This is a genomic window from Streptomyces sp. NPDC023541, assembly GCF_055559995.1.
The window spans coordinates 118,035-132,328 of record NZ_JBVHJO010000011.1; the positions used below are offsets into that span (position 1 = coordinate 118,035).

A 14,294-nucleotide genomic window follows, 5' to 3' on the forward strand; every position below is an offset into this window, starting at 1 on the left:
GTTGCGGTCCCTACCAGCCGCGCTCGCGCCACTCCGCCAGGTGCGGACGCTCCGCGCCGAGCGTGGTGTCGTCGCCGTGGCCCGGGTAGACCCAGGTCTCGTCCGACAGCTGCTCGAAGAGCTTGTGCTGGACGTCGTCGAGGAGGCTCTTGAACGCTTCCGGGTCGTCGTGGGTGTTGCCGACGCCGCCCGGGAACAGGCAGTCGCCGGTGAACACGTGCGCGTGGCCGTGCGGGTCGTCGTAGACCAGCGCGATCGAGCCGGGGGTGTGGCCGACCAGGTGCCGTGCGGTCAGCTCGACCCGCCCGACGCGCACGGTGTCCCCATCCGCGACCGGGACGTCGGTCGCGACCGGAATGCCTTCGGCGTCGAGGGCGCCCGCGTAGGTCCTCGCCCCGGTGGCCGCCACGACCTCCGCCAGCGCGCCCCAGTGGTCGCCGTGCCGGTGGGTGGTGACGACGGAGGCGATGCCGTCGTCGCCGATCAGGTTCAGCAGCGTCTGCGGTTCGGCGGCCGCGTCGATGAGCAGCTGCTCGTCGGTGGCCCGGCAGCGCAGCAGGTACGCGTTGTTGTTCATCGAACCCACCGCGACCTTGGAAATCATCAGGTCCGCGAGCTCGTGCACGTCGGCCGGACCGCCGACCTTGACCTCTCCGGTGTACGTCATGTCTTGATCCTAGAGGTGTCTTCCTACAACGGCGGGAGCTCGGGCAGGGGGCCGCCCGCGGTGGTCAGGGAGGCGCCCTTGTCGCCGCGGCCGGCGAGCCAGGCGAGCAGTGCGGCGGGGGAGCCGGAGACGGTCACGACCGGGTCGCCGGCGGAGCCGGTGCGCCAGGTGCGCCCGTCGGCGGTGGCCAGGGCCGTCGCGGGCACCTCCGGACGCCCGGTCCAGCGGTCGGCGAGGAAGGTGATCTCGCGGTCGGTGAACTCCTCCGGGAGGTCGGAGAGCTCGTAGCCGATGTTCAGGTCGACGTGGTGCAGGTCCACCTCGACCCAGCGGCGGAAGGGCACGTTCGCCGCGAGGTCCGTGACGCCGTTGCGCAGCTCGACGGTGCGCGACCAGTCCTGGTCGTGCTCGGTGGTGGCGAGGAAGCGGGCCGCGGAATCACCGAGGTCCGTCAGGTGTTCTTCCAGGGACCGGCCGGCGTCGCGGGCGATGTCCGCGTCGCGCGTCTCGCCGCTCTCGTACATCGGGCGGCCCTCGAAGACGTTGACGAGGGCGTCGGCGTTGCGCGCGAGGTGGGCCAGGATGTGGCCGCGGGTCCAGCCGGGGAGGTGTGACTCCTCGGCGAGGGCGCCGTTGTCCATTTTCGCGACCGCGGTCAGCAGTCGGTCCGTGGCTTCACGTACAGATCGCAGGTCGTGCACATGATCAGTCATGACTTCGAGCCTAGTGGCTCGGGGACGGCGGCCACACGATCGGGTGAAGAGGTTTGCGGAGTGCCGTAAATCGAATGTGCGTGCTATACGCTCGAAGTCCAAGCTCCATCTCCACCGCAGAGGCGCCCCCCATACCCTGGGACGGGGGCCGTGCCCCCCGCTCTCTCAAGAAAGGTGCGGACCGGCGTGACCGACCGTCTCATCGTTCGTGGCGCTCGCGAGCACAACCTGAAGAACGTCTCGCTCGACCTGCCCCGCGACTCTCTCATCGTCTTCACCGGACTCTCCGGGTCGGGCAAGTCCTCCCTGGCCTTCGACACGATCTTCGCCGAGGGGCAGCGCCGCTACGTCGAGTCGCTCTCGTCGTACGCCCGTCAGTTCCTCGGGCAGATGGACAAGCCCGACGTCGACTTCATCGAGGGCCTCTCCCCGGCCGTCTCGATCGACCAGAAGTCCACCTCGCGCAACCCGCGCTCGACCGTCGGCACCATCACCGAGGTCTACGACTACCTCCGCCTGCTCTTCGCCCGCATCGGCAAGCCGCACTGCCCCGAGTGCCGCCGGCCCATCTCGCGCCAGTCGCCGCAGGCGATCGTGGACAAGGTGCTCGCGCTCCCCGAGGGCAACCGCTTCCAGGTGCTCTCGCCGCTGGTGCGCGAGCGCAAGGGCGAGTTCGTCGACCTCTTCGCCGACCTCCAGACCAAGGGCTACAGCCGGGCGCGGGTGGACGGGCAGACCATCCAGCTCTCCGAGCCGCCGACCCTGAAGAAGCAGGAGAAGCACACGATCGAGGTGGTCATCGACCGCCTCACCGTCAAGGACAGCGCCAAGCGCCGGCTCACCGACTCCGTGGAGACGGCCCTCGGTCTCTCCGGCGGCATGGTGATCCTGGACTTCGTCGACCTCGCCGAGGACGACCCCGAGCGTGAGCGGATGTATTCCGAGCACCTCTACTGCCCGTACGACGACCTGTCCTTCGAGGAACTGGAGCCCCGCTCCTTCTCCTTCAACTCGCCCTTCGGCGCCTGCCCCGAGTGCACCGGCATCGGCACGCGCATGGAGGTGGACCCGGAGCTGATCGTTCCCGATGAGGACAAGTCCCTCGACGAGGGCGCGGTCTCGCCGTGGTCGCTCGGTCACACCAAGGACTACTTCCAGCGGCTGATCGGCGCGCTGGCCGGGGAGCTGGGCTTCCGCACGGACATCCCGTGGGCCGGGCTGCCGGTGCGTGCGAAGAAGGCCCTGCTCTATGGTCACCGGACGCAGATCGAGGTCCGCTACCGCAACCGCTACGGGCGCGAGAGGGCCTACACGACCGCCTTCGAGGGCGCCGTGCCGTTCGTGAAGCGGCGGCACTCGGAGTCCGAGAGCGACGCCAGCCGCGAGCGCTTCGAGGGCTACATGCGCGAGGTGCCCTGCCCGACCTGTGAGGGCACGCGCCTCAAGCCGATCGTGCTCGCCGTCACGGTGATGGAGAAATCCATCGCCGAGGTCGCCGCCATGTCGATCAGCGAGTGCGCGGACTTCCTGGGGCGGCTGCGCCTCGACGCCCGCGACAAGAAGATCGCCGAGCGGGTCCTGAAGGAGGTCAACGAGCGGCTCCGCTTCCTCGTGGACGTCGGCCTGGACTACCTCTCCCTCAACCGCGCCGCCGGCACCCTGTCGGGCGGCGAGGCCCAGCGCATCCGGCTCGCCACGCAGATCGGCTCCGGCCTCGTCGGCGTGCTCTACGTGCTGGACGAGCCCTCCATCGGCCTGCACCAGCGTGACAACCACCGGCTGATCGAGACACTGGTGCGGCTGCGGGACATGGGCAACACCCTCATCGTCGTCGAGCACGACGAGGACACCATCAAGGTGGCCGACTGGGTCGTGGACATCGGTCCGGGCGCGGGCGAGCACGGCGGCAAGGTGGTCCACAGCGGTTCGCTCAAGGAGCTGCTGAAGAACACCGAGTCGATGACCGGGCAGTACCTGTCGGGCAAGAGGTCCATCGAGATCCCGGACATCCGCCGGCCCGTGAACGGCGAGCGCAGGCTGACCGTCCACGGAGCCAAGGAGAACAACCTGCGGGACATCGACGTGTCCTTCCCGCTGGGCGTGCTCACGGCCGTGACCGGTGTCTCGGGCTCCGGAAAGTCGACCCTGGTCAACGACATCCTCTACACCCACCTGGCGCGCGAGCTGAACGGCGCCCGGTCGGTGCCGGGCCGCCACACCCGCGTGGAGGGGGACGACCTCGTCGACAAGGTGGTCCACGTCGACCAGTCGCCCATCGGCCGGACGCCCCGGTCGAACCCGGCCACGTACACCGGCGTCTTCGACCACGTGCGCAAGCTCTTCGCGGAGACGATGGAGGCGAAGGTGCGCGGCTACCTGCCGGGCCGCTTCTCCTTCAACGTCAAGGGCGGCCGGTGCGAGAACTGCTCCGGCGACGGCACGATCAAGATCGAGATGAACTTCCTGCCCGACGTCTACGTCCCGTGCGAGGTCTGCCACGGCGACCGGTACAACCGGGAGACGCTGGAGGTCCACTACAAGGGCAAGTCCATCGCGGAAGTCCTGAACATGCCGATCGAGGAGGCGCTGGGCTTCTTCGAGGCGGTTCCGACGATCGCGCGGCACCTCAAGACGCTGAACGAGGTCGGCCTGGGCTACGTCCGCCTCGGCCAGTCCGCGCCGACGCTGTCGGGCGGCGAGGCGCAGCGCGTCAAGCTGGCCTCCGAGCTGCAGAAGCGCTCGACGGGCCGGACGGTGTATGTGCTGGACGAGCCGACGACGGGTCTGCACTTCGAGGACATCTCGAAGCTGATCAAGGTGCTGTCGGGGCTGGTCGACAAGGGCAACTCGGTGATCGTCATCGAGCACAACCTGGACGTCATCAAGACCGCGGACTGGGTCATCGACATGGGCCCCGAAGGCGGTTACGGCGGCGGCCTGGTGGTGGCCGAGGGTACGCCCGAGCAGGTGGCCTCGGTGGGCGCGAGCCACACGGGCAAGTTCCTGCGGGACATCCTGGGCGCGGACCGGGTCTCCGACGCCGGGGCGTCCCCGGTGCGGGCCACGGCGAAGAAGGCCCCGGCCAAGAAGGCGGCCGCGGCGAAGAAGGCGGTGGCCGCGACGAAGGCGGCTCCGGCGAAGAAGGCGGCGGCCAAGAAGACGGCGACGCGGGCCCGCAAAGCCTAGGCCGTCTCTTTCGGATCGTGCCGGGCCCGGCGGGCCCGGCGCCGCGCCCCGCCGCGTTGTCGGGGCTCCCGCGTACGCCCATCCGGTTCACGGGAGCTCCTGCGCCTTGCGAGGCACGGCACCGGACGACGCGGGCTCGGCCGACACGATCCGAAAGGGACGACCCCCCGCACGGCCGCCGCGCTGCTGCTCGGCGCCTGCTTCCAGCGGGCCTTCTTCCTGCACTTCTCCGGAGCCCATGTGGTCCAGCCGGTCGAGCAGTTCGCCCCGGCCGTGGCCCGCAGCGTCTGGGCCGCTATCCGCTGAGCTCCGCCGCGTACGGGGGCTCCGCCCCCGGGCGGGTGCAGGTCAGGGCCGCCGCGTGGGCGGCGTAGGCCAGGACGTCCGGCCAGTCCACCGGGCCGCCCGGGGCCGCGGCGAGGCGGTGCAGGAGGGCGGCGTTGACGGTGTCGCCCGCCCCGATCGTGTCCGCCACCGCGACCGGGCGGGCCGCGGCCGAATACTCTGCGCCCTCCCGCGTCCAGACCGTCAGGCCCGCCGCGCCGCGGGTCAGCACCACCGCCGAGGGCCCGGCCGCCAGCCAGTCGCCGACCCGCCCGCCCAGCCAGGCCGCGTCCTCCTCCGACACCTTCAGGACGCCCGTGTGCGGCAGGAGCCGGTCAGTGAAGCGGGCGCGGTAGCCCGCCGGGTCCGCGATCAGCGCCGGCCGGATGTTGGGGTCCAGCAGGGTCAGGAGCCCGCGCCGCGACTCCCGGCGCAGCAACGCCTCGTACGCGCTCGCGCCCGGCTCCAGGACGAGCGAGCAGGTGCCGAGCGCGAGGGCGCGCACCCCCTCCGGGAGGGCGGGCGGCAGGCTGAACAGTCGGTCGGCAGTGCCCTCGACGTAGAACCCGTACGAGGCCGAGCCGTCCGGGGCCAGCGACGGCACGGCGAGGGTGGTCGGCTCCGGCCCGCGCTGGACCAGCGACACGTCCACCCCGGCCGCCCGCAGGCCGGCCAGCAGGCTCTCGCCGAAACCGTCCGTCGAGACCCGGGAGCAGAAGGCGACCCCCGCGCCGAGGCGCCCGAGGGCGCGCGCGGTGTTGTACGGGCCGCCGCCGGGGCGGGGCAGCAGTGCGCCCGGCGGACCGGCCGCGGGCACCAGGTCGATGAGGGCTTCTCCGCCGACGACGATCACGCGGAGGAAGGTACTCCATGGGGCGGCGGTATCGTCGGGTGGGCCGTCCGCCCCATGGCCCCCGTCCGTGCACCTCAGGAGAACCGCATGCCCGCGCCGCAGTCCGCCGCCCGCCGTACCGTCCTCAAGGGCGCCGCCGCGCTCGCGGGAGCCGCCGGCGCCGGAGCGGCGCTCACGGCCTGCTCCACCGAGACCAACAGCGGCGGCAGCACCCCCGCCACCCCCACCGCACCCGTCGAGCTGGGCGCCGCGGCCGACGTCCCGGTGGGCGGCGCGAAGCTCTACCGGGAGCGGAAGCTGATCGTCAGCTGTCCGGCGGAGGGCCGGTACAAGGCGTTCAGCGCCCAGTGCACACACGCGGGCTGCGTCCTCGACAAGATCGACGAGGGGGAGGGGAACTGCCCCTGCCACGGCAGCCGTTTCGACGTGTCGACGGGCAAGGTCCTTCGCGGCCCGGCCGACCGGCCGCTGCCGGAGGTGCCGGTCCGCGCGGAGAACGGCAAGCTCGTCGCGGGCTGACCCGCGCCGGGCACCGGCAAGGCCGTCGCGCGTCAGTCCCAGTCCCAGGCGATCCCGAGGATCCCGCGCCGCACCGCCTGCTCCACCAGGTGCACCGCCCGGTGCCGGCCGCTCGGCGTCAGATCCGCCAGGCCGGTGCGCGGGGCGTCCGGCCCGCTGCGGGCGAAACGCCGGCAGCGCACCGGGAGGGCCGCCTCGTCGAAGCGGACCTGGAGCACGTACTGGCCGCCCGCGTAGCTGAAACCGCGCACGTACTCACCGCTGCGGGGCCCCGTGCCGTCCTCGACGCCGTAGCCGAAGACATAGGTGTCGCCGCGCCGCAGCCGGGCGTCGAAGAGCAGCTCCGCGACCACCACCCCGGCCTCCGGATGGCACCGCACCCGGCCCGTACGGCAGTTCTCGTAGGCGGTCACGCGCACCCGGGAGACGTCGCAGCCCGGGTCGCCGTGGTGGACGGCGAGGTAGCGGTCGACCCCGTCCCGGTGGGCCCGGACGATCTGCTGAGACTCGCGGACCCGCAGCTCGCCCGCCGGTCCGATGCGGACCCGCTCGTGGTGGCCGAGCGAGTGCAGCCCGCCGTCCGGCGGGAGCTCCATCCCGTCCAGCAGCCGCTCCACCGTCCCGCCCCCGCTGAACAGGGCCCGGTAGGAGCGCCCGGCGGGCCGGGCGGGCCCGGAGCCGGGCACCGGGTCCGCCAGCAGCCGGACCAGGGCTCCGTCGGGCAGCTCCAGGATCCGCTCCAGGGCGGTGACGGCCCGCAGGGACTCCGGGTGGCGCGGCCTGCGGGCGCCCTGCTGCCAGTAACTGAGGCTGGTCACCCCGACCTTGATGCCCTGTGCCGCGAGCCGGTGCTGCACGCGTTGCAGCGGCAGGCCGCGGGCGGCCAGGGCGGCGCGCAGGGCGAGGTGGAAGGGGCCGCCGTGCAAGAGCCGGTTCAGTTCGGCCAGGTCCGCCGGATCCGTGGAAGGCCGCATGGCGACTCCTCTGTGAACGTTCACGCGCCGGGGTGGGGGGATCACGGCGGCAGCCCCGGGGGACCAGGTGGAACGGCAGTAACCGTTCACACCGCAGTCCCACCGTTCACACTGCAACGTCATCGCGTATTCAAGCGCGTTGACCTGATCGCGACAACTCCCTGATGCTCCTCCACAGCGTCCGGACGCGCTCCTCTACCCCCCACTCCCCACCTCGGGAGGAACGCGATGCGCAATCGAAACCGGCGGCTTTCCCCGGCCGCCGCCCTCACCGCCCTGCTCAGCGCCCTGATCCTCGCCCTGCCCGCCGGCACCGCCACCGCCGCGCAGACCCGCGCCGACTCCGCCCTCGCCCACAAACGCCTCGGCATCACCATGCAGGCGCAGGCGAAGACCAACTGGTGCTGGGCCGCAGGCGGCAACACCATCGCCACCTGGTTCGGCCGGAACTACTCGCAGAACCAGTTCTGCAACGCCGCCTTCAACCGTCAGCAGGGCACCGACTGCCCCAACAACCAGGCCACCCTCGGCAACGTCCAGACCGGACTGCGCTGGGCGGGCGTCAACCCCGGCTCGTACGTCACCGGCTGGCTGCAGTACTCCACCGTCCAGACCGAGATCAACGCGGGCCGGCCCATCGAGACCCGGATCCAGTGGTCGAACGGCGGCGGCCACATGCACGTCGTCTACGGCTACGACACCGCGAGCAGCTGGGTCTACTGGGGCGACCCCTGGCCCTCCAGCGACCGCTACAACTGGGCCTCCCACGCCTGGTACGTCAACAACAACACCTTCTCCTGGACCCACTCCCTCTACCGGATCGGGGCGTGAGCGCCATGACCCTGCGCGCTTCGGCCGCCGCGGCCGTCCTCGCCGCCACCGCCCTCCTCGGACTCGCCCCGCAGACCGTCGCGGCTCCCGTGCCGCAGCCCGTGGTGCAGCCCGGGGCGGCCACCGCCGAACACCGGGCCGCCGCCGAGCGGGCGGCCGGCGCACCCGACACCCTCGCCACGCTCTCCCGGTTCTTCGCCCGGGAGGGCAAGGTCTCCCTCGCCGCCGCGCAGCCCCGCATCGAGGGCGAGGCGGTCCCGGTCAACCACCTCTCCCCGGACTTCGTCGCGGGCCGGCCGGGCGCGTCCGTCGCCCGCCTGGAGTTCCTCGCCAGCCGGGCGGTCTCCTCCGACGGGCAGCAGGCCGCGCTGTGGACCGCGCGGACGGAGAACGGCTGGCAGGTGGTGAACATCGCCACCGGCGACGACGAATTCCGCTACGCGCGACTGGGTGCCGAGAAACTGCCCGGCGGGACCGTGTTCCGGGAACCGCAGATCGGCGCCTGGTACGTGGCCGGGGGCGGGCGGGTACTGCCGCTCGACGAGGACGGCGTGCGGGCGGTGGGCGGGGGCGGCACGACACTCGGCGCCTACCGGGCGCGGGTCGTCAAGGCGTACGGGGACAAGCTTCCCGGCTCCGCCTATGCCGAGGGCGGCATGGCGGGGGGCTACGCCGAGCCCGGCCCGGCTGCCGGGGTGCCGCTCGCGGCCGCGGCGGGGGCCGGGGCGCTCGCGCTGGGCGGGGCCGGCGTGCTGCTCCTGCGCCGCCGCCGGGCCGCCGTCGCGTAGCACCTCGCCGCCCGCAGGGTCCGGCTGCCGCCGGAGGCCGGGCCCTGCGGGCAGCTCTCCCCGCCCGCCCTGCCACCGTTTCCCGGGCTCCGCCCCCGGGCCCCGCGCCTCAAGCGCCGGCGGGGCTGGATTTCCAGCCCGTCCGGCGTTCGAGGACCAGGTCCGGGCGGAGCCCGGGAAGCCCCGTGCAGCGGGCCGGCCGCACGGTCACCCGGAGCCCGCGAGGCCATCCGCGCACCGGGCCGGAGGCCGGACGGCTGCGGGTCGTTGTCGGTGCGCGCCAGTAGGGTGGTTGGCATGGCCGACCCTTCCAGCTACCGCCCCCAGCCGGGGCAGGTCCCCGACTCCCCGGGGGTCTACAGATTCCGCGACGAGCACCGCCGGGTGATCTACGTCGGGAAGGCCAAGAGCCTGCGCCAGCGCCTGGCCAACTACTTCCAGGACGTCGCGGGCCTGCACCCCCGTACCGCCACCATGGTGACCACCGCCGCCTCCGTCGAGTGGACCGTGGTCTCCACCGAGGTCGAGGCGCTCCAGCTGGAGTACTCCTGGATCAAGGAGTACGACCCCCGGTTCAACGTCAAGTACCGGGACGACAAGAGCTACCCCTCGCTCGCCGTCACCCTGAACGAGGAGTACCCCCGGGTCCAGGTCATGCGGGGCCCCAAGAAGAAGGGCGTGCGCTACTTCGGCCCGTACGCCCACGCCTGGGCGATCCGCGAGACCGTCGACCTGATGCTGCGGGTCTTCCCGGTACGGACCTGCTCCGCCGGGGTGTTCAAGCGCTCCGCCCAGATCGGCCGCCCCTGCCTCCTCGGCTACATCGGCAAGTGCTCCGCGCCCTGCGTCGGTCGGGTCACCCCCGAGGAGCACCGCGAACTGGCCGAGGACTTCTGCGACTTCATGGCCGGCCGCACCGGCGCCTACCTCTCCCGGCTGGAGAAGGAGATGCACGCGGCGGCCGAGGAGACGGAGTACGAGAAGGCCGCCCGGCTGCGCGACGACATCGGAGCGCTGCGCCGCGCCATGGAGAAGAACGCCGTGGTGCTCGCCGACGCCACCGACGCCGACCTGATCGCCGTCGCCGAGGACGAGCTCGAAGCGGCCGTGCAGATCTTCCACGTCCGCGGCGGCCGCGTCCGCGGCCAGCGCGGCTGGATCACCGACAAGGTCGAGGCCGTCGACACCGCCGGCCTCGTCGAGCACGCCCTCCAGCAGCTCTACGGCGAGGAGAAGGGCGAGGCCGTCCCCAAGGAGGTGCTGGTCCCCGCGCTCCCCGAGGACACGCCCGCGCTGGGCCAGTGGCTCGCCGAGCGCCGCGGGTCCCAGGTCAGCCTGCGGATACCGCAGCGCGGCGACAAGAAGGCCCTGATGGAGACCGTGCACCGCAACGCGCTCCAGTCCCTCGCCCTGCACAAGACCAAGCGCGCCAGCGACCTCACCACGCGCTCCCGGGCGCTGGAGGAGATCGCCGAGGCGCTGGACCTCGACAGCGCCCCGCTGCGCATCGAGTGCTTCGACATCTCCCACCTGCAGGGAGACGACGTCGTCGCGTCGATGGTCGTCTTCGAGGACGGGCTGGCCCGCAAGAGCGAGTACCGGCGCTTCCAGATCAAGTCGTTCGAGGGGCAGGACGACGTCCGCTCCATGCACGAGGTGGTCTCCCGGCGCTTCCGCCGCTACCTCCAGGAGAAGCTGAAAACGGGGGAGTGGGACCCCGAAGAGGGCGAGGACGCCGCCGGGTCGGCCCCCGAGGACGACGGGAAGCCCAAGCGCTTCGCCTACCCGCCCCAGCTCGTCGTCGTCGACGGCGGACAGCCGCAGGTGGCCGCCGCCCAGCGGGCCCTGGACGAGCTCGGCATCGACGACGTCGCCGTCTGCGGCCTGGCCAAGCGGCTGGAGGAGGTCTGGGTGCCCGGCGAGGACGACCCCGTCGTCCTGCCCCGCAGCAGCGAGGGCCTCTACCTGCTCCAGCGGGTGCGTGACGAAGCCCACCGCTTCGCCATCCGGTACCAGCGCAGCAAGCGCGGCAAGCGCCTGAAGTCGGGGCCGCTTGACGAGGTGCCCGGCCTCGGCGAGAGCCGCAAGCACGCCCTGGTGAAGCACTTCGGTTCGGTGAAGAAGCTCAGACAGGCGACAATCGACCAGATCTGCGAGGTCCCGGGCATAGGACGGAAGACGGCCGAGACCGTGGCCGCGGCCCTCGCCGGGGCGGTCCCCGCCGGTCCTGCCGTCAACACGGCCACAGGAGAGATCATTGAGGATGAGAACCCCGCGCCAGCGGGAGCATCGTCCGAACGGGGGACCGAGCAATGACCGAGCACGAGACCACGCACGACCGAGACGGAGCACAGGTGAGTACGGGCACGACAATGGAGCCCGGCGAGACCGCCGAGGCGGCCATCCCCGAGCTGGTGATCATCTCCGGCATGTCCGGGGCCGGCCGCAGCACGGCGGCCAAGTGTCTGGAGGACCTCGGCTGGTTCGTCGTCGACAACCTGCCGCCCGCGCTGATCCCCACCATGGTGGAGCTCGGCGCCCGCTCCCAGGGCAACGTGGCCCGCATCGCGGTCGTCGTCGACGTCCGCGGCCGCCAGTTCTTCGACGCCCTGCGCGAGTCCCTCGCCGACCTCGACAGCAAGGGCGTCACCCGCCGCATCGTCTTCCTGGAGTCCTCCGACGACGCGCTGGTCCGCCGCTTCGAGTCGGTCCGCCGCCCGCACCCGCTCCAGGGCGACGGGCGCATCACCGACGGCATCGCCGCCGAGCGCGACCTCCTGCGCGAGCTGCGCGGCGACGCCGACCTGGTGATCGACACCTCCAGCCTCAACGTGCACGAGCTGCGCGCCAAGATGGACGCCCAGTTCGCCGGGGACGAGGAGCCCGAGCTGCGGGCCACCGTCATGTCCTTCGGCTACAAGTACGGCCTCCCCGTCGACGCCGACCTCGTCGTCGACTGCCGCTTCATCCCGAACCCGCACTGGGTCCCGGAGCTGCGCCCCTTCACCGGGCTCAACGAGGAGGTGTCGGGGTACGTCTTCAGCCAGCCCGGCGCCAAGGAGTTCCTCGACCGCTACACCGAGCTGCTCCAGCTCATCGCCACCGGCTACCGCCGTGAGGGCAAGCGGTACGTGACCATCGCGGTCGGGTGCACGGGCGGCAAGCACCGCAGCGTGGCCATGTCCGAGAAGCTCGCCGCCCGCCTCGCCTCCGAGGGAGTCGAGACCGTCGTCGTCCACCGGGACATGGGGCGCGAGTGACCGCACGGACCCCGCGGCTGAGCCGCCTGCGCCGCCTCACCCCGGGACGGGGAGAGGAAGGCGCGGGCCGCTCCGGCCGCCGGAGGGGCGCCACGCCCAAGGTGGTCGCGCTCGGTGGCGGCCAAGGCCTGTCGGCCTCCCTCGCCGCCCTGCGCCGGATCACCGGTGACCTCACCGCCGTGGTCACCGTCGCCGACGACGGCGGCTCCAGCGGACGGCTCCGGGAGGAGCTCGGCGTCCTGCCGCCCGGCGACCTGCGCAAGGCGCTGGCAGCGCTGTGCGGGGACGACGACTGGGGCCAGACCTGGGCCCGCGTCATCCAGCACCGCTTCCAGTCCGAGGGCGACCTGCACGGCCACGCCGTCGGCAACCTGCTGATCGTCGCCCTGTGGGAACAGCTCGGCGACCCCGTCCAGGCCCTCGACCTCGTGGGCCGGCTGCTCGGCGCACACGGCCGGGTGCTGCCGATGTCGGCGGTGCCGCTGGAGCTTCAGGCCCTGGTCAGGGGCCACGACCCGGCCCGCCCCGAGGACGTCGACACCGTACGCGGGCAGGCCACCGTGGCCCTGACACCGGGCGAGGTGCTCTCCGTGCAGGTCGTGCCGAGCGCCCCGCCGGCCGTACCGGAAGCCGTCGCGGCGGTCCTGGACGCCGACTGGGTGGTGCTGGGTCCCGGCTCGTGGTTCTCCTCCGTGATTCCGCACCTGTTGGTGCCGGAACTGCTGGACGCGCTCGTCGAGACCAAGGCCCGGCGGGTGCTGTCGTTGAACCTCGCGCCGCAGCCCGGCGAAACAGAGGGCTTCTCTCCGCAGCGTCATTTGGAGGTTTTGGCCCGACACGCCCCTAAACTCGCCCTGGACGTGGTGCTGGCCGACGAGGCCGCCGTGCCCGACCGCGAGTCCCTCGCCGATGCCGCGAAACGGTTCGGTGCCGCGGTCGAGCTGGCCCCCGTGGCCAGGCAGGACGGCTCACCGAAGCACGACCCGGAGCTGCTGGCCGCCGCGTACGACCGTATTTTTCGGATGCATGGAAGGATCGGCCCATGGCGATGACGCCAGCGGTGAAGGATGAGATCTCCCGGCTCCCCGTCACCCGGACCTGCTGCAGAAAAGCGGAGGTCTCGGCGATCCTTCGGTTCGCGGGCGGGCTGCACCTGGTGAGCGGCCGGATCGTCATCGAGGCGGAGCTCGACACCGGGATCGCCGCCCGCCGCCTGCGCAAGGACATCCTGGAGATCTTCGGCCACTCCTCGGACCTGGTGGTGATGGCCCCCGGCGGACTGCGCCGCGGCAGCCGCTACGTGGTCCGCGTCGTGGCCGGAGGCGACCAGCTCGCGCGCCAGACGGGCCTCGTGGACGGCCGCGGACGCCCCATCCGGGGTCTGCCGCCCCAGGTGGTCTCCGGGGCCACCTGTGACGCCGAGGCAGCGTGGCGCGGCGCCTTCCTGGCCCACGGCTCGCTCACCGAGCCGGGCCGGTCCTCCTCCCTGGAGGTCACCTGCCCCGGCCCGGAGGCCGCCCTGGCCCTGGTGGGCGCCGCCCGCAGGCTCTCCATCGCCGCCAAGGCGCGCGAGGTGCGCGGCGTGGACCGGGTCGTGGTCCGCGACGGCGACGCGATCGGCGCTCTGCTGACCCGGCTCGGCGCACACGAGTCGGTGCTGGCCTGGGAGGAGCGGCGGATGCGGCGCGAGGTGCGCGCCACCGCCAACCGCCTCGCCAACTTCGACGACGCCAACCTGCGCCGTTCGGCGCGGGCCGCCGTGGCCGCCGGAGCCCGCGTCCAGCGCGCGCTGGAGATCCTCGGCGAGGAGGTCCCCGAGCACCTCGCAGCGGCCGGCCGGCTGCGCATGGAGCACAAGCAGGCCTCCCTGGAGGAGCTGGGCGCGCTCGCCGACCCGCCGCTGACCAAGGACGCCGTCGCCGGCCGGATCCGCCGCCTGCTCGCGATGGCCGACAAGCGGGCCCAGGACCTCGGCATCCCGGGCACCGAGTCGAACCTCGACCTCAGCGAGGAGATGGCCGACAACATGGCCGGATAGGCCCTGTGGCCGAGACACCCCCTACGGCAGAAGGGGCTCGCGCGATCACTCGTGCGGCCCCTTTCCCGCATGCCCCATTGACATGAGCATGGGCCGGTCTTGAGTCTGGCGTCCGAACCTTTCGTGGCAGCCGACGCCCAG

The 14,294-nt window shown here is 72.4% G+C and carries 12 protein-coding genes; 8 read left to right on the forward strand and 4 right to left on the reverse strand.

The window, feature by feature from the left end; translation table 11 throughout:
• Positions 1–10 precede the first annotated feature (10 nt).
• The gene (locus ACZ3X1_RS25825) at positions 11–667 is read right to left on the reverse strand and encodes an MBL fold metallo-hydrolase (protein ID WP_356811968.1); all 657 of its coding nucleotides are present in this window, start codon (positions 665–667) and stop codon (positions 11–13) included.
• A gap of 23 nt (positions 668–690) precedes the next feature.
• Positions 691–1,380: a maleylpyruvate isomerase family mycothiol-dependent enzyme gene (locus ACZ3X1_RS25830; protein WP_390075080.1), complete on the reverse strand. Its 690-nt coding sequence runs from the start codon at positions 1,378–1,380 to the stop codon at positions 691–693.
• A 186-nt stretch (positions 1,381–1,566) separates the two neighbouring features.
• Here ACZ3X1_RS25830 and uvrA point away from each other — a divergent pair, with 186 nt between their 5' ends.
• Complete coding sequence (uvrA, locus tag ACZ3X1_RS25835) at positions 1,567–4,566, forward strand: excinuclease ABC subunit UvrA (protein WP_356811970.1); 3,000 nt, start codon at positions 1,567–1,569, stop codon at positions 4,564–4,566.
• A 295-nt stretch (positions 4,567–4,861) separates the two neighbouring features.
• Here uvrA and ACZ3X1_RS25840 read toward each other — a convergent pair whose 3' ends face one another.
• Positions 4,862–5,743, reverse strand: a complete 882-nt coding sequence (locus ACZ3X1_RS25840) for a carbohydrate kinase family protein (protein WP_356811971.1) — start codon at positions 5,741–5,743, stop codon at positions 4,862–4,864.
• 87 nt (positions 5,744–5,830) lie between these two features.
• Between ACZ3X1_RS25840 and ACZ3X1_RS25845 the strand changes: the two genes are divergently transcribed.
• Positions 5,831–6,262: a Rieske (2Fe-2S) protein gene (locus ACZ3X1_RS25845; protein WP_356811972.1), complete on the forward strand. Its 432-nt coding sequence runs from the start codon at positions 5,831–5,833 to the stop codon at positions 6,260–6,262.
• A 32-nt stretch (positions 6,263–6,294) separates the two neighbouring features.
• Here the strand turns inward: ACZ3X1_RS25845 and ACZ3X1_RS25850 are convergent, their stop codons facing one another.
• Positions 6,295–7,236, reverse strand: a complete 942-nt coding sequence (locus ACZ3X1_RS25850) for a hypothetical protein (protein WP_356811973.1) — start codon at positions 7,234–7,236, stop codon at positions 6,295–6,297.
• Between the two features lie 228 nt (positions 7,237–7,464).
• Here ACZ3X1_RS25850 and ACZ3X1_RS25855 point away from each other — a divergent pair, with 228 nt between their 5' ends.
• The 6 genes from ACZ3X1_RS25855 to whiA all read left to right on the forward strand — a co-directional run bounded on the left by ACZ3X1_RS25855 (position 7,465) and on the right by whiA (position 14,153).
• A complete protein-coding gene (locus ACZ3X1_RS25855) occupies positions 7,465–8,067 on the forward strand; it encodes a papain-like cysteine protease family protein (protein WP_362631750.1) in 603 nt (200 codons plus the stop codon).
• A 5-nt stretch (positions 8,068–8,072) separates the two neighbouring features.
• Positions 8,073–8,855 (forward strand): hypothetical protein, encoded by a 783-nt coding sequence (locus tag ACZ3X1_RS25860; protein WP_467281182.1) that lies wholly within the window; start codon positions 8,073–8,075, stop codon positions 8,853–8,855.
• Between the two features lie 297 nt (positions 8,856–9,152).
• Complete coding sequence (uvrC, locus tag ACZ3X1_RS25865) at positions 9,153–11,171, forward strand: excinuclease ABC subunit UvrC (protein ID WP_356811975.1); 2,019 nt, start codon at positions 9,153–9,155, stop codon at positions 11,169–11,171.
• Positions 11,168–12,115, forward strand: coding sequence for an RNase adapter RapZ (gene rapZ, locus ACZ3X1_RS25870; protein WP_030659985.1), 948 nt, complete (start codon positions 11,168–11,170; stop codon positions 12,113–12,115). The genes uvrC and rapZ overlap by 4 nt, the downstream gene beginning before the upstream one ends.
• Entirely contained in the window at positions 12,112–13,167 is a 1,056-nt protein-coding gene (locus ACZ3X1_RS25875; protein ID WP_356811976.1) for a gluconeogenesis factor YvcK family protein, read from the forward strand. Before rapZ ends, ACZ3X1_RS25875 begins: the two co-directional genes overlap by 4 nt.
• Entirely contained in the window at positions 13,158–14,153 is a 996-nt protein-coding gene (gene whiA / locus ACZ3X1_RS25880; RefSeq protein ID WP_030009075.1) for a DNA-binding protein WhiA, read from the forward strand. The genes ACZ3X1_RS25875 and whiA overlap by 10 nt, the downstream gene beginning before the upstream one ends.
• Positions 14,154–14,294: the final 141 nt, after the last annotated feature.